The following is a 23,897-nucleotide window of genomic DNA, read 5'->3' on the forward strand; positions in this document are numbered from 1 at the left end:
AATGGCGATGGGCATTGCTTTTGCCTCTGTTGCAGGGAAAGAATGAAAGGAAGCCGCCGGATTGCGAATATGCCCGGCGACAGGCACTGCCTGGATACCGCAGCCGTTACCGGCAAAATTTGAAACAAAGTCGATCCATAGCACCAAAGGTCTACGGGGGCAAGGGGCTTTTGCCCATGGCGGGCGGCTGCGGGCCGTTGCCTGCCATCGCAGAAAAGAGGCGAGCAGTGCCTTCAGGCAGTGCTCAGCGATTGAGATACAGGGCTTCTTCGCAGATTTCTTCGGAGTAAAAGCGCAGGGTGCTTGTTTCAAAGGTTTTTGCCACCTGCATGGCGATGCCCGCCCTGTTGAGCATGTCCATAAAGGTAAGGTCTTTTTCTTCAATCATGTCCGTAGTGTACACGCCGGCGTACAGGCGGAAGGGAAAAACCTGTGAAAAACGGTATGCGCCGTGCTCGACCTCTTGCGCGGCATCAGAAAATCTTTCTGCCAGATCCTGGCAGTTTGCGAAAGGCAGAATGCCCGCGAACGTGTTGTCGACAATGTGATAACGCCTGGTAAGCGGTCCTTGCGGCCAGCCCTTCAGCATGCGGGCGATGCGCCGCAGTTCGTTGTTGCCGGCCTCTTTGCCGAGTATTTTGTTGTAAAGGGTAAAATTTTTGATGTCCGCCAGCCAGATGGCGAATGTAATGTCCGGATTGTTGTGCAGCAGGGCAGTGCCTTCCAGGCGGAAGCTGTGATTGGCGAGAGCGTCGGTCAGAAGGCTGGTAAGCGCCATGCTTTGCAGTTGGCGGTCTTTATCTGCATTTTGGCAATGCACGCGCCAGGCGAGAAGCAGAAAAACAAGCAAAGCCAGAATGATTGCCACGCCTCCTCCGTATAAAAGAGGACGAGGAACCAGCGCCAGGTCGTCGAGAGGGGCTGAACAGAAAAGAAACCAGCCGTTATGAATAATGGGGTCAAAGGCTGCCAGGTGCTGCTTGTCGCCGGTTTTATAAAGAAAATAGTTTCTGCGGTTGCCGCCAAGGTCGGCGCGCACCGCATCAAGATCGCCCTTGCTCATTTGACCGAGGTTGAAAATGCTGGCTGCCGTGCCAGTGGTATTTGTGCCGGAGCGCAGCACAAAATGCCCGGTGGCATCGATTATGCCTGCAAAGCCGGTAGCCTTGAAAAGGGGTTCGTCCAGGATGTCCAGCAGGTCTTCTGCCCTAATGACGCCGACCAGAACGCCAATGACGCTGCCTTCCTGCTCCACGGGAACAGCGCAGTAGATGACCTGCCCCTGCCCGTGGGGATCTTTGCGCGGAGACGAAAAGAACGCCCGCCCTGCAATGGCGTTGCGAAAAAAATCTTCATCCGAGAAATCCGTATGCTGATGTGGGGGGCCGCTTTTATCTATCATGGCAGCCATGCCGGAAGTATCAGCCATGCCTATTCGTATAAAGCTTCTGTTGCTATTCAGTTCTTTGAACAGTGCAGAGGTTTCTTGTTGCGGCATGTACACTACGGCGGTGGACAGCCCGCGTAGCGCCTGAAAGTTCTGAGTTAACTTTCGCTGCAAGAGCACCCGTAGCTGGCTTGTTGTTTCATAGAGATGAAGTATGCTTGTCTGTTCTATCTGCCATGTGGCATTGCGTAATAGAATCAAGCTGCAAACAAGAAAAATGCCGCTCACAAGAAAGGCAATAGCGTAGATTTTTTTTGTTTGCTGTTGGCTTCTGTACATACCATGCCTTTTGATAGAATGATGCTTTACAGTTAATACCTTAATCTATTATTTGGCAAGTGGCAAAAATCCACTCCCCGGCCTTCCTGCCATTTTCTGAAATTTATTATATTTTTCAAGTCTATTTGCACATTTTTTTAGAATTACTCCCTTTCTCCTTACAATTGCCGTTAGGACCTTGCGTCGCAGGCTATTTGCTTTTTTGTATGTGTCTTATGGCATACTACAGTAACAAAGAACTGTATGTTTATATATGGTTTGTATTGTTTTTAACAATAAAGGAAAATATAAAGTATGGATGAAAAATATTGTAAAATATGAATGTAAAATATATTTATATAGATTGAATTTTTCTTTTTTTCATGTATTATTATCATTAATTTTTGAATTTATTTGGAAAAATAAAAAATAATCATATTGTGCATTATTAATTATAAATAAAATATGTAGGAAAAATGGTAGTGTAGCTATGGCGTACTTTTGTAAACTGTTTGGTCAATGAATGGTGTGTTTTTCTTTCTTATTGACGCAAAAATTGAGTTCGTTTAACTCTAGTAGGTGTATATTGCATTGGAAAGGCAAGGAGGAAACATCTTAATTTTATGTTGTGAGGGGATTACCACAGGGTGAAGTTTTTCACAGCTCACAATATAGTGGGGCAAAAATTATGAATACACTTGTTTTTTGCTGTGTGGCGCTGCCATTTGCTGTGGCGCTTGTTCTGTATTTCACACAGCTTGACCGCACCCGCAAGCTTCTCGTGCCTGCAGCGGTTGCGGTGATGGCTCTGGCTGCCGTGATCATGGGTGCTCACGGAACGTTCCGACTTGAGGCTGAAACATTTATGGGCCTTCCGCTGGACAGCCTGTTCAGTCTGCTGGATCTTTTGCTGCTGCTCTATATTCTGGGCCTGGGCTGGAAGCTGGGCAGCCGTGCGGTCATGGGCATGACCGCATTGCAATTGATAGGCCTGCTTTACCTCAAGTTTGTTCTGGCGGACGGTTCCGCCCCCATTACAGCCTTTGCGCCAGATGGCCTGTCACTCATCATGGTTATCATAATTACTGTGGTGGGTGGCCTGATCACCATCTACGGCCTGGGCTATATGGATATTCATGAAGAGCACCTGCACCTGCGGGTTTCTCGCAAACCGCGGTTTTTCGCCATTATTTTCTGCTTTCTTGGGGCGATGAACGGCCTTGTGCTTTCAAACAATCTTTCGTGGATGTTCTTTTTCTGGGAAGTCACGACCTTGTGTTCCTACCTGTTGATCAGTCACGATCAAACACAGGAAGCCAATGCCAACGCCTACCGCGCGTTGTGGATGAACGTTCTTGGCGGGCTTGCCTTTGTTTCCGCCATGCTTTTCATCCAGAAGAGCCTTGGCACACTGTCCACTGAAGTTGTACTGCACAAGATGACAGCCATGGATGTGAAAACCACTGCCATGCTGCTGCCGTTTGCCTTTTTCTGCCTGGCGGCCTTTACCAAGTCGGCGCAGGTTCCCTTTGAAAGCTGGCTGTGCGGCGCCATGGTGGCTCCCACCCCGGTTTCGGCCCTGCTGCACTCGGCCACTATGGTCAAGGCGGGCACATACCTGTTGCTGCGCATGGCCCCGGCCTTCGCTGACACCACCATGTCGACCATTGTGGCGCTTTTTGGCGCATTCACTTTTGTAGGCACATGCATTCTGGCGGTCAGCCAAAGTAATGCCAAAAAAATTCTGGCATACTCAACCATTGCCAACCTGGGGCTTATCATCGCCTGTGTGGGTATAAACACGGCGGCGTCCATGATGGCGGCCACCACCATCATCATCTACCACTCGGTCTCCAAGGGCCTGCTCTTCATGTGCGTGGGCGCCATTGAACAGCGCATCGGCTCCAGAGATATTGAAGACATGCGCGGCCTGTACAGCAAGATGCCCCGCACGGCCATCATTACGGCCATTGGCATCTTTACCATGATGCTGCCGCCTTTCGGCATGCTCATAGGCAAGTGGATGGCTATCGAAGCGATTGCCCGCGCCACACAGGCCATGACCCCCATCATTTTCTTCATTGCCCTCGGCTCGGCCTTTACGGTGCTGTTCTGGGCGCGGTGGGCTGGCATACTCGTGTCTTCGGCCAACCTGCATGACCGGCCGCCTCACGGCAATCCCAAGCCCACGGTCATGTTTGCCCTGCGCTCGCTCTGCGGGCTTGCCGTGGTGTTTTCCTTTATTTCGCCGCTGGTGCTGGAAACATTTGTCGAGCCTTCTGTGGCCGGCGTATACGCCCGCCTTGGTCTCAAGACCGAGGGCTTCATACCCGGCGCATCGCTTACGGGTGGAGCGGGCTATTTCTGGATTTACCTGCTCTTCATCCTGCTTGGCCTGGGGGCCTGGATTGCCTGGAGGGCCGCCAGAAAGGTCTCCAACTCGGCGCATTCCCAGCCCTATTTCTCGGGGCTGACGCAGGAACAGGCGGGACAGATCGGCTTCAAGGGCCCCATGAATGCCTTTGAACCCGTGCGTCTGTCCAACTTTTACCTGGCCCAGTACTTTGGCGAAGGCACTATCACACGGGCCATTGATATTATATCCACGGCCTTTCTCATCGTTCTGGTAGGAGGTCTGCTCTAATGCTGTCCATCCTCAGTGCTGTCGGCGGATTGATATTGTCGCCCCTGGTGGGGGGCCTGCTTACCGGGGTTGACCGCCGTCTCACGGCGCGCTTGCAGTCGCGCGTGGGGCCGCCCCTGCTTCAGCCTTTTTACGATGTTTTCAAACTGTTCGGCAAAGAAGCCAGCGTAACCAATGCCTGGCTTGTATTCAGCGCCTATATGACGCTGATCTCCTCGGCATTGGCCCTGCTCATATTCTTTATGGGCGGCGACCTGCTGCTGCTTTTCTTCGTGCTCACTGTGGGCGCTGTTTTTCAGGTGGTGGGCGCCCTGTGCGTTCCTTCGCCCTACAGCAACGTGGGCGCACAGCGCGAGCTTCTGCTCATGCTGGCCTATGAACCCATACTGATTCTGGTTTTTGTCGGCTTTGCCATGTGCACGGGGTCTTTCTCCATTGAGGCCGTGTTTGCCCAGGACCAGCCCCTGCTGCTCAAGATGCCCTTGCTGTTTCTGGCGCTGGGCTACGCCCTGACCATCAAGCTGCGCAAGTCGCCCTTTGATATTTCTGCCAGCCATCACGGTCATCAGGAACTGGTAAAGGGCGTGCAGACCGAATACTCCGGCCCTTACCTGGGCATCATTGAACTGGCCCACTGGCTTGATCTTGTGCTCATTCTCGGCTTGTGCGCCATGTTCTGGCACACCAGCGTCATTGGCATGGCCACCCTGGTGGCGGCTTCGCTGTTTACAGAAATCCTCATCGACAATATCACCGCCCGGCTTACCTGGCAGTGGATGGTGCAGAAGAGGTCCCTGTTGCTTGGCATGGGGCTGGCCCTGGTTAATCTTTTATGGCTGTACGTGGCGTAAGGAGGCAGGCATATGGGTTTTGTAGACAAAATGATAAAGCGGAGCCGACTCAAGTCGCCATGGATTGTCCATTTTGACTGCGGTTCCTGCAATGGTTGTGATATCGAGGTCTTGGCCTGCCTCACGCCCATGTATGATGTTGAGCGGTTCGGCGTGGTCAATGCGGGCAATCCCAAGCATGCGGACGTATTGCTGGTGACCGGTACGGTAAACCACCGTAACCGCCACGTGCTCAAGCAGATCTACGAGCAGATGCCTTCTCCCAAGGCCGTCATTTCGCTCGGTGCCTGCAACCTTTCCGGCGGCGTTTTTAAAGACACCTACAATGTGCTTAACGGTGCGCATAACGTCATTCCCGTTGACGTGTTTGTGCCGGGCTGCCCGCCCAAACCTGAAGCCATCATTGATGGCGTGGTGGAAGCTCTGGGCGTGTTGAAAGCCAAGATGGGCATGGGCCCCGTGCCCCAGGCAACGTTCATGCCCGGCGACGAAGATGGAACGCCCGCTGGCGCCAGGGACGAGGAAGCCCCCGCTTCTGAAGACGACAAGTCATTGCAAAACGCGGGTTAGCCCGGAAAGGATAAAGCCATGTTTTTTGAAGCCAAAGACGTGACGCCCGATACGCTGCTTGCTGAAGTGCAGCGCCTGGCTAACGCCAAATGCCGGTTTGTCACCATGTCGCAGACGGTGGTTGATGAAAATACCCTGCGGCTGTTCTACCATTTTGATGAAAACCTCACCATGTCCGACCTGCGGCACAATCCGGAAATGTGCGTGTGGTCGCCAACGGACGCCAAAGGCATGGTGCATCTGCGTATGGATGTGGACAGGAATATGCCCATCCCGAGCATCAGTTCCATATACTTTTGCGCGGTATTGATTGAAAACGAGACCCAGGACCAGTTTGGTGTGCGTTTTGCCGGTCTGCCGCTGGACTATCAGGGCGGTATGTATCTGGAAGGCGAAGTGACCCACGCCCCGTACTTCACCATGACCACGGTCCGGCGTCCCGCCGCGGCTGCCAAGGCAGAGCCCGCCAAAGGAGATCAGGCATGAGCAACCGCACCACAGTCATTCCTTTCGGGCCGCAGCACCCCGTGTTGCCCGAGCCGCTGCACATCAAGTTTGTGGTGGAGGACGAAACCGTTGTCGGGGCCATTCCTCAGCTTGGCTTTGTGCACCGTGGGCTTGAAAGCCTTGTGCGCACCAAAGACTACAACCAGATGGTCTTTGTGGTGGAACGCATCTGCGGCATCTGTTCCTGCATTCACGCCAACTGCTATTGCAACGCCCTTGAAAACATGATGGGCATCACGGCTCCGCCGCGCGCCCAGTTTCTGCGGGTTATCTGGTCAGAACTGCACCGCATCCATTCACATCTTCTCTGGCTGGGCCTTTTTGCCGATGCCTTTGGTTTCGAAAGTGTATTCCAGCAGTTCTGGCGTATCCGCGAACATGTTATGGATATCTGCGAAGCCACGGCGGGCAACCGCGTTATTCTGTCGGTCAACGTGGTGGGCGGCGTGCGCCGCGACCTGGCGCCCGATCAGATTCGCTGGATGCTCGGTCGGCTTGATGAATTGCAAAAGGGCATGCGTGAGCTCACAACCACCATGCTGGACGACTATACCGTGCAGGAACGTACGCGCGGCATAGGCTATCTCAGTAAAGACGATGCCCGGTTGCTGGGCGCAGCCGGGCCGACCCTTCGCGGCAGCGGCTGGGAAATCGACGAGCGTATGCACGGTTATGCCGCCTACAATGACCTTAACTTCATTCCGGTTGTCGAGCATGATGGCGACTGCTACGCCCGTGCCAAGGTACGCTTCTACGAAGTGCTGCATGCTATGGACCTTATCCGCGAGGCGTTGAACCGTCTGCCGGAAAGCGAGCTTACGGTAAAGGTTCCCGGCAACCCTGACGGCGAAGCTGTTTTCCGGGTGGAGCAGCCCAGGGGCGAACTGTTCTATTACATACGGGCCAACGGAACCAAGTATCTGGAGCGCATGCGTGTGCGTACGCCCACCTTTGCCAACGTTCCGCCCCTGCTGCACATGTTGCCGGGCTGCAAGCTGCCCGACGTGCCGGTTATTGTGCTCAGTATCGACCCGTGCATTTCCTGCACAGAGAGGTAGCCCATGTATATGCTTAAAAACGTGCTGCGCAACCTGTCAGGCAAGCCTGCCACAAGGCTGTATCCGCTGGAAGAGCGTGAACCTTTTCCGGCCTACAGGGGCGTAATCACCAATGAAGTGGAGAAGTGCATATTCTGCAATAGCTGCGCAAGGGTTTGTCCCACAGATGCCATTACTGTCGACGCCAAGGCCGGGCATTGGCATTACGACCCTTTCTTGTGCGTGTACTGCTCGGCCTGTGTAGAAAAATGCCCCACAAAGTGCCTGGTGCAGGTTCCCACGCACCGTAAACCTTCGGTGACCAAATTCCGTGTTCTGCGCACGGGTACGCCGCGCGTTAAAAAATCCGCGGCGGCCAAGAGCAAGGAAGAAAACGGAACAGAAACAAAGGCCGAAAAAGAGTAGGGCGTGGCATTGGCCGCGCGCAACACATAACGACGCTCTGTTATGATCAGCAAAAAGCCGCCGAGAGGCGGCTTTTTGCTTTGCAGCAGCGGCTGGCGCCGAGGTTCACCCGCCGGATGTGGCCCCATGTGTACGTCGGGCGCCGCAACGGCTTATCTTTTTACATTTCTCTGATTACTGCGCGTGCGCAGGCGCCCGCTGACAGCATGGGCGTCACAGCCGTTGCCTTGGGAACAGTGGGGTATTTGTTCTGCTGCACGGCCTGGTGAGCGTTGTAGCCCTTTACGAATATATATTCTCCAAAGCACTACACTCCAGAAAGAAGGCGGAAATGGCAGGTGAAGAATTGAACGAACGCGAATGATGGTATCGTAATGTCAATAGATTGATATTACAGGAAAAATGTATTTTCCCCCGTCTGGAGCCGAAAAAATGAATTCTTACCCGGCTTCTTGATGCGGAATTTTTCTTGTGGCGCGTGTGCTGAAAAACAGTGCGAAAAATATCATATAGCTATTTATGTGAAATTTTTTTCAATATTGTTGCATGACTCACGATGTGTAGTAATGCTTTTTATATATGAAAGTTATGTGCTTTTTTGATTGCATTTTTACTTTATTATTACAAAAAATAGTAAAATTAAATAATTTATTGTGCAATAAAATTTTATCTTGCATTTTATGCTGTTAAAAACAGTACAGCCGTCATTGTGGGCTATATGTGCTTGTTTGCTTGTGCTAAACATCATTTCAAAAAAAATGCAAACTACAGAAAAAATTGGGGTATTAAAGTTTATCCAAGGCGTGATTGTTCACGAAAATGAAAAATAGCGTGCGGATCATATTTTTTTCAAGCACAGTTTTTAGAAAATGGTGATTTCCAACATGCTTTATTTATTATTGATATGCTTTATTTCAGGGATAATTGCTACCGAATTGATACGACTGTTGATGCATAAAAATGCCATATAAAGTCGCATGAGGGGCTGGTATTTGGGACAAAAAATTGTTAATGGTAAGCTCTATCAAAAAAAACATGCGATATTGTGAGCTTGTATCGTTCACGCAAAATATATCCTTCAGCGGGCATTTTTTTTGATTATTGAAAATACCCACTGATTCTATTCTGTAGGGCCGGTTGTCAGGGGCAAAAGATGACTGATAAAGCATCTTTATGGTATATTTTTTGTCAGGTGAGAGATGCTATATGAATGGTAATCAACTTACCCACAGTGTCTGTGGCATGTGTTCAGCGCGTTGCCCTATTACGGTTGAGACCAGTAATGACACTGTAAAAATGATTTACGGCAACCTGCAAAGCCCCCTGAAAGGTGCATTATGCGCCCGTGGTGTGGCCGGAAAAGCTCTTCTTGAAGACAATGAGCGTCCACAGACGCCGCTTATTCGCCAGGGGGCGCGTGGCGAGGGAAAGTGGCGTGCCGTGTCCTGGGATGAGGCTTTGGACTATGTTGCGCAAAAAATCACTGACGCTCAAAGCAGATACGGCAAACAGACCGTTCTCTGGTCTGACCGCGAAGGCCCTTTTGCTGACCTTAGCCGGGGGTTCATGCGCGGCCTTGGTTCGCCCAATGTCTGCTCGCACAGCCCTTCCTGTGATCTTAACGCGCATCATGCCTGCAAGGCCGTGCTGGGCCTGGGGCGCGGCATGACCGTGTATGATTTTGCCAATGCCAAACATATTGTTCTGCAGACGCGCAATATTTTTGAAGCCATCAATCTTGGCGAGGCGCGCACCGTCATGCAGGCCCTGCGCAAGGGCTGCAAGCTTACCGTCATTGATATCAGGCAGAACGTCACCTCTTCCAAGGCTGACAAGTTCCACATCATCCGTCCCGGTACGGACTATGCTTTCAATCTGGCTGTCATCAATACCCTGATCAGCGAGAACCTGTACAACAAGGAATATGTCCGCGCCCACACCACGGGCTTTGATGCGCTGGCTGCCTTTGTGGCGCCGTATACGGCGCAGTGGGCCGCGCAGGAGTGCGGCATTGAGCCGCGGGCCATCACTGATCTTGCGCGCGCGCTGGCTGCCGCGGCCCCTCAGGTTATCTGGCATCCGGGGTGGATGACGTCGCGCTACGCCGATTCGTTTCAGGTGGGGCGCACGGCGCTGGTCATTACGGCGCTTTTGGGCGGCACGGGCGCCAAGGGCGGTATTGTACCCGGGCGCACCCCCAAAGACTGCGGCAAGGCCGGGCTCAAGAAGTTTGTGGATCTGTATCCTGCTGTTAAACTGCCCAGAGCCGACGGGCTTGGTTTTGACAACAAGGCTTTTGATCCGGGCAAAGGGCTGCTGCACAAGGCTTTTGATGCCATCAGCAATCCCCCGGAAGGTGTGCCGCCGGTCAAGGTTTACATGGCCTGGCGGCATGACCCCTTACAGGGCTTTCCCGATCCCGATGCCCTCAAGAAAAAACTGGACGGTCTGGAGCTTCTGGTCAGCACCACGTTTTCCTGGTCCGACACGGCATGGTATGCCGATGTGGTTTTGCCCATGTCCACCTATCTTGAAAGAGAAAGCATCATTGCTGGCAAAAACGGCCTCAAGCCGCAGTTCTTTGTGCGTCGGCGGGCCGTGCAGCCCCGCTATGACACCCGCGCCGATTGGGAGATCATCAGCGGGCTGTCCCGTCGACTCGGTCTGGATAGCCTGACTTTTGACAGCGCCGAGGCCGTCTGGAACTTCCAGCTTGAAGGCACGGGGCTGACCATAGAAGATTTTGACGCCAAAGGTTTTATATCCCTTACAGATGATGCTTTGTACGTTGACCAGTCCACGTATGCCTTTCCCACCGGCTCCGGCAAGGTTGAGCTGAGCAGCGAGAGTTACGGCAAGGGGTTTGCCGAAAATACGGGCGTCAGCATGTTGCCTCCGTACGTTTCGCCCCAGTCACCCCCGGAAGGAGCCTTTCGCATTACCTTCGGGCGCGTGGCCGTGCACACGCAGGGGCATACCGTCAATAATCCTCTGCTGTTTGAGCAGGTTCCGGAAAATACGGTGTGGATCAATGCCGGCAGCGCCAAAAAAGCGGGGCTTAAGCCCGGCGACCGGGTGCGTGTGCTTGATGCCAGGGGCGGCAATATGGGCGAGGCCGGTATCAAGATAACGCCTTTTATCCATCCCGAGGCTGTGTTTGTCGTGCATGGCTTTGGCCACGACCTGCCGTGCGAAAGCCTGGCCGTGGACAAGGGCATTGCCGACAACAAGTGCCTCAAGGGCGGGCTGGACCTGCAGGATCAGGGCGGCGGCGGTTTGTCGTTGCAGGAGCACTTTGTTTCGCTTGAAAAAGTGGGCTAGCCGCGGCGGACACAGCCGGGCAGTCTGACCATATCCGGTTTGCAAGCTATGGGGGCGTGCACCCCGGAATAGCGGAGGATGTTTATGAGCAAGTATGTCGTCACCCACAATTCTGCGGAGTGCATCGGCTGCAAGGCCTGTGAAGTGCAGTGCCGCAGTCTGCATAACGGCGGCGCCGGCGCATTTTTTTGCCGTGTTCTCACCGTGGAGCAGGGCGAGCCGCGCCCGGGCCTGGGTTTTGTCTATACATCCTGTTTTCACTGTGAAACCCCCTGGTGCGTAAAGGCTTGTCCCACTGGGGCCATGCGCCGCCGCGAGGACGGCATCGTCTATGTGGAAAAAAAGTTCTGCGTGGGCTGCAAGGCGTGCATTACCGCCTGCCCGTGGGCCGCACCCCAGTGGAATCCCGATACCGGCAAGGTGGACAAGTGCGACCTGTGCCGCGACCGCATAGACCAGGGGTTGCGCCCGGCCTGTGTGACGACCTGCGCCATGAGCTGCCTCGGCTTCACTGTTCCCTCCGAGGCCAGTCAGGAGCGGCGGCAGCATTTTGCGGAACAGATACAGAAGCTCCGGCCCACGACACGCTGAATGTAGGGGCCTTTGCCCCCTGATGCCCGTTTGTTGCGCAGTGCAGAGGCGGCGGCCTGGTGCGCCAAGACGCGCCATTGCGCCGGAAGCGCGGTTCGCAAGCCGGGTCCGGCAAAGGTCCGGTGCGGTGAAAGCGAATAATTGTGAAGGAAAGCAAGGTGGCTACCATGGTGCATACAACAGCCGGTCAGGAATATCTTGCCGTACTGCTGCTTATTATCATCACACTGCTTTTTGGTCTGATCACGCTTTTTGTGGGCCGTTTTTTCCGTATGAGCAGGCCTTATCCGGAAAAGCTTGTGGCCTATGAGTCGGGCAACGAGCCTACGGCTGAACCGCGAACACGTTTTTCCATCAAATTTTATTATGTAGCCATATTGTTTGTCATTATCGATGTGGAGGCCATCTATCTTTATACCTGGGCCGTAGAGTTTGTGCGCCTTGGCAGCCTTGGCATGGTGGAAATGTTCACCTTTATGGCCCTGCTGGTGCTTGGCTACCTGTATGCCTGGAAGAAGGGGGCGTTCCAATGGGTGAAGTAGTCGCAAAGTCCGGCGGGCCTGTGCACACCGGCGGGCAGCCGCTTGAGGTCAGCAAGGATGGTCTGCGTTTTTTTCCCGGCGCGGGCGCTGTTATAGGGCCGCTCAACGCTCTTGTGAACTGGGGCAGGGCGGGGTCCATCTGGCCCGTAACCTTTGGGCTGGCCTGTTGTGCCATTGAAATGATGGCTACCGGGGCAGCCCACCACGACCTTGACCGCTTCGGCATTATTTTTCGCGCCAGTCCCCGGCAGGCAGACTGTATGGTGGTGGCGGGCACGCTGAGCAAAAAGATGGCTCCGGTGTTGCGCCGCGTATACGACCAGATGCCCGAGCCGCGCTACGTGCTCGCCATGGGCAGTTGCGCGTGCAGCGGCGGGCTGTTTCAGTCTTACGCCGTGACCCAGGGCGTGGACCTGATTGTGCCTGTGGATGTTTACGTGCCTGGCTGTCCTCCGCGCCCGGAGGCGCTGTTTGACGGCTTTATCCGGCTTCAGGAGATCATCAACAAGGAGCAGATGCGATGGAGTCCCTGGAGATAGCGGACCGCCTGCGCGGAGTTTTTCCTGAAGAAGTGCTGGACGTGCGCGAATTTCGTGGGCAGGTGGCGGTTCTTGTGCGGCCCGGTCGCATTCTGGATCTGCTGGCCCATCTGCGCGATGTTTTTGACATGCGGCATCTGCAAGCCCTGTGCGGCGTGGACAACAGCCGTAGAAAGCAGCCGGGCCTCAGCCCTTTTGAAGTGGTCTATCAGCTTTACTCCATCAACCAGCGGCATGGCATCCGCCTGCGGGCTATGGTGGACGATCCGGAGGAAGGCATTGATTCGGCCGTGCCGCTCTGGACCGGGGCCAACTGGCTGGAGCGCGAAACCTGGGACCTTGTGGGCATACATTTCAGGGGGCATCCGGATTTGCGTCGCATTCTTCTGCCCGATGACTGGCAGGGACATCCGCTGCGCAAGGAATATCCCGTGAAGATTCCGGCCCGGGGGCATGAGGAATGGGAGGGCCTGACAGCCCTGCGCAAGCGCGCCGCAGAACTGGATGCCCTGAGCTGGCAGGGGGGTGACAAGGCATGAATGAGCAGCGCAAAGAGCATGTGGAGTGCGCCGTACCCCACGGCCAGCCTACAGGCAGGCTTTCGGCCGAGGAGCTGAGCGGGCTTGAGCAGAGCGATATTGCCTGCGTCAACTGCCTTGACGACAACGATTTTGACGATGCGGATTTTGACGACCGCACCAGCCTGCGCATGGGGCCGCAGCATCCGGCTACACACGGCGTTTTGCGGGTGGACCTTGAGCTTGAAGGCGAAACCATCGTGCATTGCGACCCGCAGGTGGGGTATCTGCACCGGGGATTTGAAAAACTGGCGGAAAAGTTCACCTATGCCCAGGCCCTGACGCTTACGGACCGGCTGGACTATATCGCCGCCATGTCCAACAACACGGGCTATTGTCTGGCAGTGGAAAAGCTGCTGGGCATTGAAGCGCCCCCGCGCGCCCGGTACATCCGCACCATTGCCTGCGAAATGTCGCGCATCAGCTCGCATTTGCTGTGGCTTGCCACCCACGCCCTGGATATCGGGGCCATGACGGTTTTTCTCTACTGCTTCCGTGAGCGCGAAATGCTGCTCAATCTTTTTGAAGACCTGTGCGGCGCGCGGCTCACCCTCACGTATCCGCGTATCGGCGGGGTGCGCCAGGACGTGAGCGGCAGGTTCATGAGCGGGCTTCAGGATTTTGTAAACATCTTCCCCGGCCGTATCGTGGAATACGAAACCCTGCTGGATACCAACCGCATCTGGCTCAAGCGTACTGTTGGCGTGGGCAAGGTCAGTGCGGATGAAGCCCTGTCGCTGGGCCTTACCGGGGCCTGCCTGCGTGGTTCGGGCGTGGATTATGACGTGCGCCGCCATGCGCCCTATGATGCGTATGCCCTGCTGGATTTTGCGGTTCCTCTGGGCGCGGACGGCGATATCTACGCCCGTTACCGCTGTCGTATGGAAGAGCTGCGCCAGTCCACGCGCATCCTGCAGCAGTGTATTGATGCTCTGCCTCCCGGCCCCACGCTGGCCGAAGACGCCCCGGATCTGCTCATGCCGCGGTCACGCTGGCACGGCACGCCCGAGACCACCCTTTACGGCGGCGGGCTGCGCGCCGTCATGCGCGACAGAAATATCTACATGGCGGGCGATGTGTTTGTATCCACAGAAGCTCCCAAGGGCGAGCTGGGGTTCTACTTCATCTCCAACGGCAGCAGCCGCCCGTACCGCATGCATGTGCGTGCGCCGTCTTTCATACACATCGGCGCGCTGGCAAGCATCGCCAGGGGCGGACTTATCGCCGACCTGATTGCAAATATCGGAAGCCTGGACGTGGTGCTGGGCGAATCGGACCGCTGAGGCCCCGGCGCGGGCATGCCCGCGTCTGTCCGGCCGCCCGGCGGCCTGTAGGCGCAACATGACAAAACGGGTCTGAAACAGGACAAGCCATATGGACATACTGCTTATTCTGCTGCAACTCATCGTGCTCTTCGTGCTTGTGATGCTGCACGTGGCCTACGCCACGTACTGCGAGCGCAAGGTCATCGGGCATATCCAGATGCGTCTCGGCCCCATGCGTGTAGGCTGGCACGGTCTTTTGCAGCCCATTGCCGACGGCATAAAGAGTTTTTTTAAAGAAGATATCATCCCCACTGCTGCGGACAGGCCCATTTTTCTGGCGGCTCCCATCATCTGCCTGGTTCCGGCTTTCGCTTCTCTTGCCATCCTGCCCTGGGCCGAGGGATGGGCCGTTACCGATGTGAACATCGGCCTGCTTTTCGTTTTCGCCATGAGCTCCATCGGCGCTTACGGCGTGGTGCTGGCGGGCTGGGCTTCCAACTCCAAGTACAGCTTTCTTGGCGGATTGCGCGCTTCGGCGCAGGTGATCAGCTACGAGATAGCCATGGGGCTGAGCCTTGTGGGCGTCATGCTGCTTTCCGGTTCGCTCAACCTTGGCGACATTGTTGAGGCGCAGGGCGACAGCTTTTTCGGCATGTTCATTTTTCGGCAGATTATCGGCTTTTTTGTGTTCTGTGTGGCCATGCTGGCCGAAACGAACCGGGTTCCTTTTGACCTGCCCGAGGCGGAAACAGAGCTTGTTTCAGGCTACTCCACCGAATACAGCGGCATGCGCTACGCGCTTTTTTTCATGGCCGAGTACACATCCATGTTCGTTATGGCCACTGTGGGAACAATATGTTTTCTCGGCGGCTGGAACGGACCGGTAGACCTGCCGTTTTTTCCGCCGTTCTGGCTGCTTATCAAAGTATATTTTATCATGTTCGTTTTTTTCTGGCTGCGCGCCACCCTGCCACGCTACCGCTACGACCAGTTGATGTCTCTGGGCTGGAAGGTGCTCATTCCCCTGGCGCTGCTCAACATCGTGCTGACGGCCATCGGCAGGGCCGTATTCGGCTAGGGCGGTCGGCCTTGCCCGTGATGGAATTATGGTATTCATGAAGGTTTCTGCTTTGGAGGCCACTGATGCAAGTACAGTACAAACCGCGCCGTAACTGGCTGCAAACATTGCTGCAAACCGAGATTGCCCAAGGTTTGGCGCTCACCCTGCGGCATATGTTCCGCAAGCCGGTAACGCAGCAGTATCCGGACGAAAAACCGGTGGTGGCGGCTGGTTTTCGCGGTCGCCACGCCCTGGTGCGCGATGCGGAAAGCGGCGGCAGCCGCTGCGTGGCCTGCATGCGTTGCGCCCGGGTGTGTCCGTCGCACTGCATCCGCATCCGCAGCCACAGGAGTGTAGACGGGAGCCGTAAGGTGGACGCCTACATTATTGACGCCCTGCGGTGCATCTATTGCGGCTATTGCGCAGAAGTCTGCCCGGTGAATGCCATCGTACTGACCGAAGTGTATGCCTACGCGGGTCGCACACGGCAGGAATTTGTCTTTGACGAGGCGCATCTTTTGCGTAACTGGGATGAATTTGCCGCAGAGAAGGGCAGCCTGAAAGGATATGTGAACCCATTGAGCCGTCCTCGCAATGCGTTGCAGCGCTTTTTACCGGCCCCCAAACGCAAGGAGCACGTAAGTGCGGAGTGGAGCGGTGAGGAGCAGTGGGTAGGGCAAAACTGGCAGGCGGGCAAATTCCACAATAAAATGGCGGTGCGCGGCACTGCCGGCATGCGCGAGAACAGCGCTCCAGGCCAGGCAAAGGCCCTTGCGGACACGGCGGAATAGGGCGAACGGCCTGGCTGTGCGGGCTGTTTTGCGTGATCAGGCGGCTTGAACAGGGCAGAATTGCCGGAAAAGCATGCGCAAGTCCACTCCGGGAGGTGGAAGACGTGTTTGGCGAAATTTTCTTTCTTTACTGCGCCGTTGTCATCGTTGCGTGCGGCATCCTGTCCATCAGGCTGCGCAATCCGGTGCATTGCGTGCTTCTTGTGCTGCTGCTGTTCGTCCACATGGCCGCCGTCTATCTGACCCTTCAGGCCGAATTTCTGGCGGCGGTGCAGATTGTGGTTTACGCCGGGGCCGTGCTTGTCATGTATCTTTTTGTGGTTTTTCTGGTGAACCTCAAGCGTGAGATGCGCCTGCCCGCTCTCGTGCCGCATCCCTGGGTGGGGTATGCCATTGGCGCGGCGCTGTGCGGCACGCTGCTCTGGGGCTTGCGCTCTTTTATGGCAGGCGGCAAGGATGTGTGGCCCTATGAAACCCTGCGCGAGGTGACTCATACCAGAGCGTTGAGTCGCGAGCTGTTCACCCACAATTTTCTTGCCCTTGAAGTGGCTGGCGTGCTGTTGCTGGTGGCTCTTGTGGCGGCCCTTGTGCTGGCGCGCAGGCAGCCCCCGCCCGGTACTGACGAAGACCCTTCATGCGAAACGCCCGGAGCGGCCCACGGCATCGAGGCCCGGCAAGCCGACGGCGAAAAGGGCGACGCTGCCTGCGGCAGGGACCACAAAACACGGGATGGAGGTCTGGCGCAAGGATTCCTCTCTCATGGTACATGGCGCTGGCCACTGTGCTGTTCTGCATCGGGGTGGCAGGATTTCTTACGCGGCGCAATATTATTGTCATGCTGCTTTCCCTTGAGCTCATGCTCAACGGCGTGAACCTGAACCTCGTGGCCATGAGCTATTTTATGGATTCTTTGCGCGGCCACGTTTTTACCCTTTTTGTCATAACGGTGGCAGCGTGTGAGGCCGCCGTGGGGCTGGGCATAGTCATCTGTCTGTTCCGCAGCCGTAAAACGGTGCGCAACGACAAAATCGTCGAGCTTCGGGGGTAGCCATGCCCATATACCTCTTGCTTATTCCGCTGTGTCCGCTGCTGGCCTTTGCCGTTACCCTGATTTGCGGGCGCTGGTGGGGCAGCCGCGCCCACTGGCTGCCCATCGCAGCCATCGTTGTTTCCCTGTGCTGCTCCATTCTGGCTCTGCGCGATGTCATGAACGGCGTTATCGTCAACGTTGATGTGCATAACTGGATAACGTCGGGCAACCTGAGCGTGTCTTTCGGCTTTCTTGTGGACCAGCTTACGGCAGTCATGCTTGTTGTGGTTACCAGCGTCAGCACGCTGGTTCACATCTATTCCGTGGGCTACATGAAGGGCGAAGACGGTTATTACCGCTTTTTCGCCTATCTGGCGCTCTTTTCTTTCTCCATGCTCATGCTGGTGCTGAGCAACAATTTTTTGCAGCTCTTTTTCGGCTGGGAAGCTGTGGGGCTTTCGTCCTACCTGCTCATCGGCTTTTATTATGAAAAAACGTCGGCATCGGATGCGGGAAAAAAAGCTTTCATTGTTAACAGGTTCGGCGACTTCGGCTTTTTACTCGGTCTGTTCTGCATATTCACGATTTTCGGCAGCCTGCACTATGACGATGTTTTTGCCCGTGCGGGGCTGTTGCAGGGGTTGAGCTACACCATTGGCGGCACAAGCGTTGACGCGGCCACCCTTATCTGCCTGTTGCTTTTTTGCGGCGCAGTGGGCAAGTCTGCCCAGTTGCCCCTGCATGTGTGGCTGCCCGACGCCATGGAAGGCCCGACGCCTGTGAGCGCCCTCATTCACGCGGCCACAATGGTTACGGCGGGGGTTTTTCTGGTAGCCCGCTGTAACGCGCTGTTTTCCCTTTCGCCCACGGCCCTTGGCGTCATCACCGTGGTAGGCGCGCTTACGGCACTTTTTGCGGCCACCATTGCCCTCACCCAGACGGACATCAAGCGGGTGGTGGCCTATTCCACCATCAGCCAGCTGGCTTTTATGTTCATAGGCTGCGGCGTGGGGGCCTATGCGGCGGGCATTTTCCATCTCTTTACACATGCGTTTTTCAAGGCCCTGCTGTTTCTGGGCTGCGGCTCGGTCATACTGGGCATGCACCATGAGCAGGATATGCGCCGTATGGGCGGCTTGCGAAAATATATGCCCGTCACCTGCGTCACGTTTTTGCTGGCTTCGCTCTCCATTTCCGGCGTGCCGGGCCTGGCGGGCTTTTTCAGCAAGGATGAGATCCTGCTTATGGCTTTCAACGCCGATACCACGGCCGGCTATTTTGCCTGGGGCGTGGGGACCTTTGTGGCCTTTTTGACGGCCTTTTATTCCTTCCGCCTGTTTTTCAGCATTTTTTACGGTGAATTTCGCGGCACACGGCATCAGCGCGAGCATTTGCGCGAGTCACCGCTGGTGGTCACCATCCCTTTGCTCATTCTGGCCTGCGGGGCTGTGGGGGCCGGCTGGCTGGGCATTCCGCATGTGCTTGGCGGCTCCAACCTCTGGGCCGGTTTTCTTGAGCCGGTGGTGGGGCATCCGCATCTGCACCTGGACGGTCCGGCTGAGCTTATGCTTATGGGGGCTTCTGTTGTGGCAGGGGTGTGCGGCATCGGGCTTGCGTGGATCATGTATCACCGTCAGACCGAATGGCCGGAAAGGGTGGTGCAGAGCTTTCCGCGCCTGTACAGGCTTTTTCTGCACAAGTACCGTGTGGACGAAATTTACACGGCCTGCCTGGTACGTCCGGTTTTGTGGCTGGCTGAACATGTGTTGCTGCGCGTGGTGGATACCAAGGGGATCGAAGGTGTGGTCAATGGCCTGCCCCGTGTCATCGGCAGGTTTTCTGTCAGGTTGCGCCGTTTTCAGGACGGGCAGGTGGCCCATTATCTGGCCTGGCTGGCCGGAGCCTCGGTGGTGCTTCAACTGGGAATTTTCTCGTAAACACGGCAGGGAGACAGCATGTCCGTACCCGTACTTTCCTTGCTTATCTTTGTTCCTGTGCTTGGCGGTCTCTCGCTTATGCTCCTGCCCAGAGGGCGGGAGGAGACTATCAGGCTGGGGGCGCTGACCGTCTGTGCCGTGGAGCTGGCCCTGAGCCTCTGGGCGCTCAGCCAGTTTGACAAGGGCTTGTGGCAGATGCAGATGGTGGAAAACCGCCCCTGGATTGAAAGCCTGAATATCCGCTACAGCCTGGGCATTGACGGCATAAGCGTGCTCTTTCTGCCGCTGACGGCGCTCATTACGCTTATGGGCGTGGTCGTGTCATTTAAAAGCATCACTCTGAAGGTCAAGGGGTTCTTCGTCAGGGTGTTGCGGCGCGAAGGAGGCATGATAGGCGTGTTCTGCGCGCTGGATCTCATGCTTTTCTATGTGTTCTGGGAGGCCATGCTCATTCCGATGTTTCTGCTCATCGGTGTGTGGGGAGGGCCGCGACGCATCTATGCCACGGTAAAGTTTTTTCTTTACACCCTGTTGGGCAGCCTGCTCATGCTCGTGGGCATTATTCTTCTTTACCTCAAGGGCGGCAATACCTTCGACATGCTGGCCCTGGCCGGACAGAACTACAGCAAAGATCTGCAACTGCTTTTATTCTGGGCCTTTTTTGCCGCATTTGCCGTCAAGGTACCCATGTGGCCCGTGCACACATGGCTGCCCGATGCCCATACTGAAGCGCCCACGGCAGGCTCGGTCATTCTGGCGGGCGTGCTGATCAAAATGGGTGCTTACGGCTTTTTGCGCATCAGTCTGCCCATTTTGCCTTACGCCGCCTGGACCCTGCTGACACCCATGTTGATTCTTTCTGTCATCGCCATTGTTTACGGCGCACTGGTCTGCCTGGCGCAAACCGACATCAAGCGCCTGATCGCATACAGCTCTGTGAGTCATATGGGTTTTGTTACTCTGGGTCTTTTCGCCCTGACGCAGAAGGGGGTTGAAGGCTCCATCATCCAGATGCTCAACCACGGCATCGTTACGGGCGCGCTTTTTCTGGCTGTGGGTATGATCTATGACCGCACGCATACACGTCAGATACGTGACTACGGCGGCCTTGCCACCACCATGCCCGTCATGGCCGGCTTTTTTCTGGTGTTTACCCTGGCGGCCATCGGCTTGCCGGGTACTAACGGCTTTATCGGCGAGTTCCTTATCTTGTTGGGCGGGTTCGAGCGCGCGCCCTGGGCTGCGGTTGTCGCGTCTTCGGGACTTATTCTGGGGGCCTGGTACATGCTGTGGCTCTACCAGAGAGTGTTTTTCCGGCAGGTTTCAGATACGGTGCGCGGTTTGCCCGGCCTTGACGGCAGAGAACTGGCCATCATGCTGACCATGGCCGTGCTGGTGCTTGGCATAGGCATTTTCCCCAACATGCTGCTGGAATACACCCACGCTTCGGTAGAGCGGCTTGTCAGTGACACGCAGCAGGCTTTTGCGGCCTTTGCAGCCCGGTAGGGCGGAGTAACAAGGAGCCACCATGACTGATACTGTTGTCGCGCCTCTTTCTGCGCTGCCCTTGCTGGCCGAGCTGCCCGCCCTTGCGCCGGAGCTGGTTCTGCTGGTCACGGCTGTCTGCCTCATGCTTGGCGATCTTTTTTATCCGCGCGAGCGGGTTTTCCAGCAGTGGCTTACGGCCGCCGGGGCCGCCGTTGCTCTTGCCCTGACCCTGAGCATGAACTTCAGCGGCGGAGCCGCCGCCTTTGGCGGCATGTTTCGCGCTGACGGGCTGGCCGCGGCCTTCAAGGCCGTCTGTCTCGCGGCCCTTGGGCTTACCGCCCTTATGAGTGAGGCCTTCTGCCGCCATGCCTCCATGCGGCAGGGGGAGTATTACAGCCTCATGGCCTTTTCCACGCTCGGCATGTGCGTCATGATTTCGGCAGGCGACGCCATAGTGCTTTATCTCGGGCTTGAGCTTATGGCTCTGCCCATTTACGCCCTGGTGGCCCTGCGCACGGCTGATCCGCGCAGCAGCGAGGCTGCCATCAAGTATTTTCTTATGGGCAGCTTTGCATCGGCCCTGCTGCTTTTTGGCCTGTCCATTCTTTATGGTCTGACAGGCCAGACAGATATTGCCGAAATGGCGCGTCACCTTGCCGTAAGTCTGAGCGTGGCGGACATGCACACCCTGCCTGCGGCAGTCATGGCCCTGGGGCTGGTGCTGGCCGGGCTGGGCTTCAAGGTGGCGGCTGTTCCCTTTCATGTATGGGCGCCGGATGTGTATGAAGGTGCGCCTACCACTGTTACGGCTTTTATGTCTGTAGCGGCCAAAACGGCCAGTTTTGCGGTGCTTGGGCGTGTGCTTTTGCAGGGCCTGCCGCAACTGAGCCCGCTGTGGAGTGACGCCCTGGCCGGACTTGCGGTGCTGACCATGCTGCTGGGCAACATTGCCGCTCTGGCCCAGACAAGTCTTAAACGCATGCTGGCCTATTCGGCCATTGCGCATGCCGGGTACGCGCTGCTGGGCCTTGCCGCCTGCACCCCTGAAGGGCTGAGAGCTACGGCCGCCTACCTGACCATTTACCTGTGCATGAATGTCGGCGCATTTGCCGTCATAACCTATCTTGCCGCCCGTTCCGGCAGGGGCCGCCTGGGCGAAGGCCCTGATGCCGGAGAGAATCTTGATGATTACCGCGGGCTTGCCGCGCGCAGCCCGCTGCTGGCGGCGGTGATGCTGGTTTTTCTTTTCTCGTTGACGGGTATTCCGCCCACGGCGGGCTTTATGGGCAAGTTCATGCTGTTTCGCGCGGCCTTTGCGGCCGGGTATCAGATTACTGTAGTGGTGGCTGTTATATGCAGCACCATATCGGCCTGGTATTATCTTGGTGTTGCAAAACGCATGTACATGCAGGATAGTCAAGATGATGCCCCCGAAACATCCTGCGCCATAACGGGCGAAAAGGGCGTGCAAGCCGTGCTCGCTGTCTGCCTTGCTGGGGCGGTGTTATGGGGTATCTTCCCGCAATCATTGCTTTTCTGGATAAATGTGTATTTCTGACAAAGGCTGATCCTGTGCCGCTCTCTTCGGGGCGCGCATACTTTCAGGTGTTGACAAAGCAAATCTGGAGGAGATTATTTATGAAAAACAGATGGATGCTCGGTGGCAGCTTGGTGCTGTTGCTGCTGCTCACCGTAGGCCAGGCTTTTGCGGCTGAAGGTTCCGTTCCGGCCGCCGACCCTGCTGCCGCTCCGGCTGCCGCTGCCCCCGCTCCGGCCCCTGAGGCCCCCGCTCCGGCCCCTGAGGCCCCCAAGGCTCCGGTCAAGGCCATTGACGACCCGGCCATTGCCGCCCAACTGCAAACGGCTCCGGCCGGTCTCAAGGGCGCCATTGCCGAGCAGATCAAGGTCGCTCCCGAAACCTATAACGCCAACGCCGAACCTGGCTATCTCGGTATTCCCGGCGGTCCCAAGATCAACATGCTTCTGGCTTTTGGCTGGGCCTTGTGGGTCGGCTGGATATTCTCCACCGTGGGCGCTTTTGGCGGCGTTATGGCCGGCGTGGGGCACATGACTGTGCATGGCCTTGGCAACTACGCAAAATCTTTTGGCAAGACGCCGCTCAATAAGGCTGTTACCGACTCGGTACGCGCCTCTAACCAGATGCTTGCCGGGCTTTCAGCCGTCATCAGTACCTTCAGTTATTACCGCCTGAAGCGTCTGGTGCTGCCCCTGGGCTTTGCCCTTGGCCTTGGTTCGATAGTGGGGGCGTATCTGTCCACTTCTCTCACTGCGGGCAAGCTGAACTTTTCATCTTACCAGGGCTATTTCGGTCTTTTCGTGCTGCTTCTGGGCCTTTATCTCATCTGGGAAACCTCGCCTGCGGGCCAGCGCTCCAAAGCCAAGGCCAAAGAAGCCTCAAAGGCTTTTGAGACCGCCGCTAAAGGCAAGGGTGACGGCACCCCGGCCCCCACAGGCGTCAAGCTTGTTTCTTTCAGGCTGACCCGTTGCGTATTTACGTTCTGCGGTGTGGAATTTTCTTTTAACCCGCTGCTGCCGTTCTTCGGCGGTGTTGTCATCGCCAGTATCGCGGCCTTTCTTGGCGTGGGTGGCGGCTTCCTGCTGGTTCCCTTTATCACCAGCGTAACTTCCCTGCCTATGTATCTGGCCGCCGGCACGTCAGCCCTTGCCGTTCTGGTCAGCATGATCACGGGTATCACCACCCTTATGCTGCACGGCGTGATGGTGGACTGGAACCTGGTGAGCATTGAGCTTGTCGGCGTGGCGGTGGGTTCCATCATTGGACCCTTTACATCTCGGTTTTTCTCTGAAATCTGGCTCAAGCGTCTCTTTATCGTGCTGGCCCTTTATGTGGGTACAGACTACGTGTTGCGCGGCTTCTTCCAGATCAGGATGTTCGGCTAACGCATTTCATGCCTGGGGTATTCGCAAGGGTTGAAGAAAATCCTTGCGGCGACACAGGCGCAGGCAGGCTTTGCCCGCTGGGGCGGCTGCTTC

21 protein-coding genes are annotated in these 23,897 nt (G+C 56.1%); 20 read left to right on the forward strand and 1 reads right to left on the reverse strand.

Features of this window, described 5'->3' with window-relative positions; all coding sequences use genetic code 11:
• Nucleotides 1-244: 244 nt before the first annotated feature.
• Entirely contained in the window at nucleotides 245-1,726 is a 1,482-nt protein-coding gene (locus QZ377_RS09665) for a cache domain-containing protein (protein WP_365854826.1), read from the reverse strand.
• A gap of 667 nt (nucleotides 1,727-2,393) precedes the next feature.
• Between QZ377_RS09665 and QZ377_RS09670 the strand changes: the two genes are divergently transcribed.
• The 20 genes from QZ377_RS09670 to QZ377_RS09765 all read left to right on the forward strand — a co-directional run bounded on the left by QZ377_RS09670 (nucleotide 2,394) and on the right by QZ377_RS09765 (nucleotide 23,804).
• Nucleotides 2,394-4,349, forward strand: coding sequence for an NADH-quinone oxidoreductase subunit L (locus tag QZ377_RS09670; protein ID WP_291440949.1), 1,956 nt, complete (start codon nucleotides 2,394-2,396; stop codon nucleotides 4,347-4,349).
• A complete protein-coding gene (locus QZ377_RS09675; protein WP_291440950.1) occupies nucleotides 4,349-5,200 on the forward strand; it encodes a complex I subunit 1 family protein in 852 nt (283 codons plus the stop codon). The genes QZ377_RS09670 and QZ377_RS09675 overlap by 1 nt, the downstream gene beginning before the upstream one ends.
• A 12-nt stretch (nucleotides 5,201-5,212) precedes the next feature.
• Nucleotides 5,213-5,770 (forward strand): NADH-quinone oxidoreductase subunit B family protein, encoded by a 558-nt coding sequence (locus QZ377_RS09680; RefSeq protein WP_291440951.1) that lies wholly within the window; start codon nucleotides 5,213-5,215, stop codon nucleotides 5,768-5,770.
• An 18-nt stretch (nucleotides 5,771-5,788) separates the two neighbouring features.
• Nucleotides 5,789-6,256, forward strand: a complete 468-nt coding sequence (locus QZ377_RS09685; RefSeq protein WP_291440952.1) for an NADH-quinone oxidoreductase subunit C — start codon at nucleotides 5,789-5,791, stop codon at nucleotides 6,254-6,256.
• Complete coding sequence (locus tag QZ377_RS09690; protein ID WP_012625292.1) at nucleotides 6,253-7,335, forward strand: nickel-dependent hydrogenase large subunit; 1,083 nt, start codon at nucleotides 6,253-6,255, stop codon at nucleotides 7,333-7,335. The genes QZ377_RS09685 and QZ377_RS09690 overlap by 4 nt, the downstream gene beginning before the upstream one ends.
• A 3-nt stretch (nucleotides 7,336-7,338) precedes the next feature.
• Complete coding sequence (locus QZ377_RS09695) at nucleotides 7,339-7,740, forward strand: 4Fe-4S binding protein (protein WP_291440953.1); 402 nt, start codon at nucleotides 7,339-7,341, stop codon at nucleotides 7,738-7,740.
• A 1,206-nt stretch (nucleotides 7,741-8,946) separates the two neighbouring features.
• Nucleotides 8,947-11,061 carry a molybdopterin-dependent oxidoreductase gene (locus QZ377_RS09700; RefSeq protein WP_291440954.1) on the forward strand — a complete coding sequence of 705 codons (2,115 nt, stop codon included), beginning with the start codon at nucleotides 8,947-8,949 and terminating at the stop codon, nucleotides 11,059-11,061.
• An 84-nt stretch (nucleotides 11,062-11,145) separates the two neighbouring features.
• Nucleotides 11,146-11,652, forward strand: a complete 507-nt coding sequence (locus QZ377_RS09705) for a 4Fe-4S dicluster domain-containing protein (protein WP_291440955.1) — start codon at nucleotides 11,146-11,148, stop codon at nucleotides 11,650-11,652.
• A gap of 167 nt (nucleotides 11,653-11,819) precedes the next feature.
• Nucleotides 11,820-12,194, forward strand: coding sequence for an NADH-quinone oxidoreductase subunit A (locus QZ377_RS09710; protein WP_012625288.1), 375 nt, complete (start codon nucleotides 11,820-11,822; stop codon nucleotides 12,192-12,194).
• Nucleotides 12,182-12,733, forward strand: a complete 552-nt coding sequence (locus QZ377_RS09715; protein WP_291440956.1) for an NADH-quinone oxidoreductase subunit B — start codon at nucleotides 12,182-12,184, stop codon at nucleotides 12,731-12,733. Before QZ377_RS09710 ends, QZ377_RS09715 begins: the two co-directional genes overlap by 13 nt.
• Nucleotides 12,715-13,272, forward strand: a complete 558-nt coding sequence (locus QZ377_RS09720; RefSeq protein ID WP_291440957.1) for an NADH-quinone oxidoreductase subunit C — start codon at nucleotides 12,715-12,717, stop codon at nucleotides 13,270-13,272. Before QZ377_RS09715 ends, QZ377_RS09720 begins: the two co-directional genes overlap by 19 nt.
• Nucleotides 13,269-14,594, forward strand: a complete 1,326-nt coding sequence (gene nuoD, locus QZ377_RS09725) for an NADH dehydrogenase (quinone) subunit D (RefSeq protein WP_291440958.1) — start codon at nucleotides 13,269-13,271, stop codon at nucleotides 14,592-14,594. Before QZ377_RS09720 ends, nuoD begins: the two co-directional genes overlap by 4 nt.
• 91 nt (nucleotides 14,595-14,685) lie before the next feature.
• A complete protein-coding gene (gene nuoH, locus QZ377_RS09730) occupies nucleotides 14,686-15,654 on the forward strand; it encodes an NADH-quinone oxidoreductase subunit NuoH (protein ID WP_291440959.1) in 969 nt (322 codons plus the stop codon).
• Between the two features lie 65 nt (nucleotides 15,655-15,719).
• Nucleotides 15,720-16,427 (forward strand): NADH-quinone oxidoreductase subunit NuoI, encoded by a 708-nt coding sequence (nuoI, locus tag QZ377_RS09735; protein WP_291440960.1) that lies wholly within the window; start codon nucleotides 15,720-15,722, stop codon nucleotides 16,425-16,427.
• A 104-nt stretch (nucleotides 16,428-16,531) separates the two neighbouring features.
• The gene (locus QZ377_RS09740; protein ID WP_291440961.1) at nucleotides 16,532-17,299 is read left to right on the forward strand and encodes an NADH-quinone oxidoreductase subunit J; all 768 of its coding nucleotides are present in this window, start codon (nucleotides 16,532-16,534) and stop codon (nucleotides 17,297-17,299) included.
• Complete coding sequence (gene nuoK / locus QZ377_RS09745; protein WP_291440962.1) at nucleotides 17,194-17,475, forward strand: NADH-quinone oxidoreductase subunit NuoK; 282 nt, start codon at nucleotides 17,194-17,196, stop codon at nucleotides 17,473-17,475. Before QZ377_RS09740 ends, nuoK begins: the two co-directional genes overlap by 106 nt.
• A gap of 2 nt (nucleotides 17,476-17,477) precedes the next feature.
• Nucleotides 17,478-19,394 carry an NADH-quinone oxidoreductase subunit L gene (gene nuoL / locus QZ377_RS09750; RefSeq protein ID WP_291440963.1) on the forward strand — a complete coding sequence of 639 codons (1,917 nt, stop codon included), beginning with the start codon at nucleotides 17,478-17,480 and terminating at the stop codon, nucleotides 19,392-19,394.
• Between the two features lie 18 nt (nucleotides 19,395-19,412).
• Nucleotides 19,413-20,900, forward strand: a complete 1,488-nt coding sequence (locus tag QZ377_RS09755; protein ID WP_291440964.1) for an NADH-quinone oxidoreductase subunit M — start codon at nucleotides 19,413-19,415, stop codon at nucleotides 20,898-20,900.
• Nucleotides 20,901-20,922: 22 nt separating this feature from the next.
• Nucleotides 20,923-22,440, forward strand: a complete 1,518-nt coding sequence (locus QZ377_RS09760) for an NADH-quinone oxidoreductase subunit N (protein ID WP_291440965.1) — start codon at nucleotides 20,923-20,925, stop codon at nucleotides 22,438-22,440.
• Between the two features lie 80 nt (nucleotides 22,441-22,520).
• Entirely contained in the window at nucleotides 22,521-23,804 is a 1,284-nt protein-coding gene (locus QZ377_RS09765; protein ID WP_291440966.1) for a sulfite exporter TauE/SafE family protein, read from the forward strand.
• Nucleotides 23,805-23,897 lie beyond the last annotated feature (93 nt).

The organism is Desulfovibrio sp. (genome assembly GCF_019424165.1).
GTDB lineage: Bacteria > Desulfobacterota > Desulfovibrionia > Desulfovibrionales > Desulfovibrionaceae > Desulfovibrio.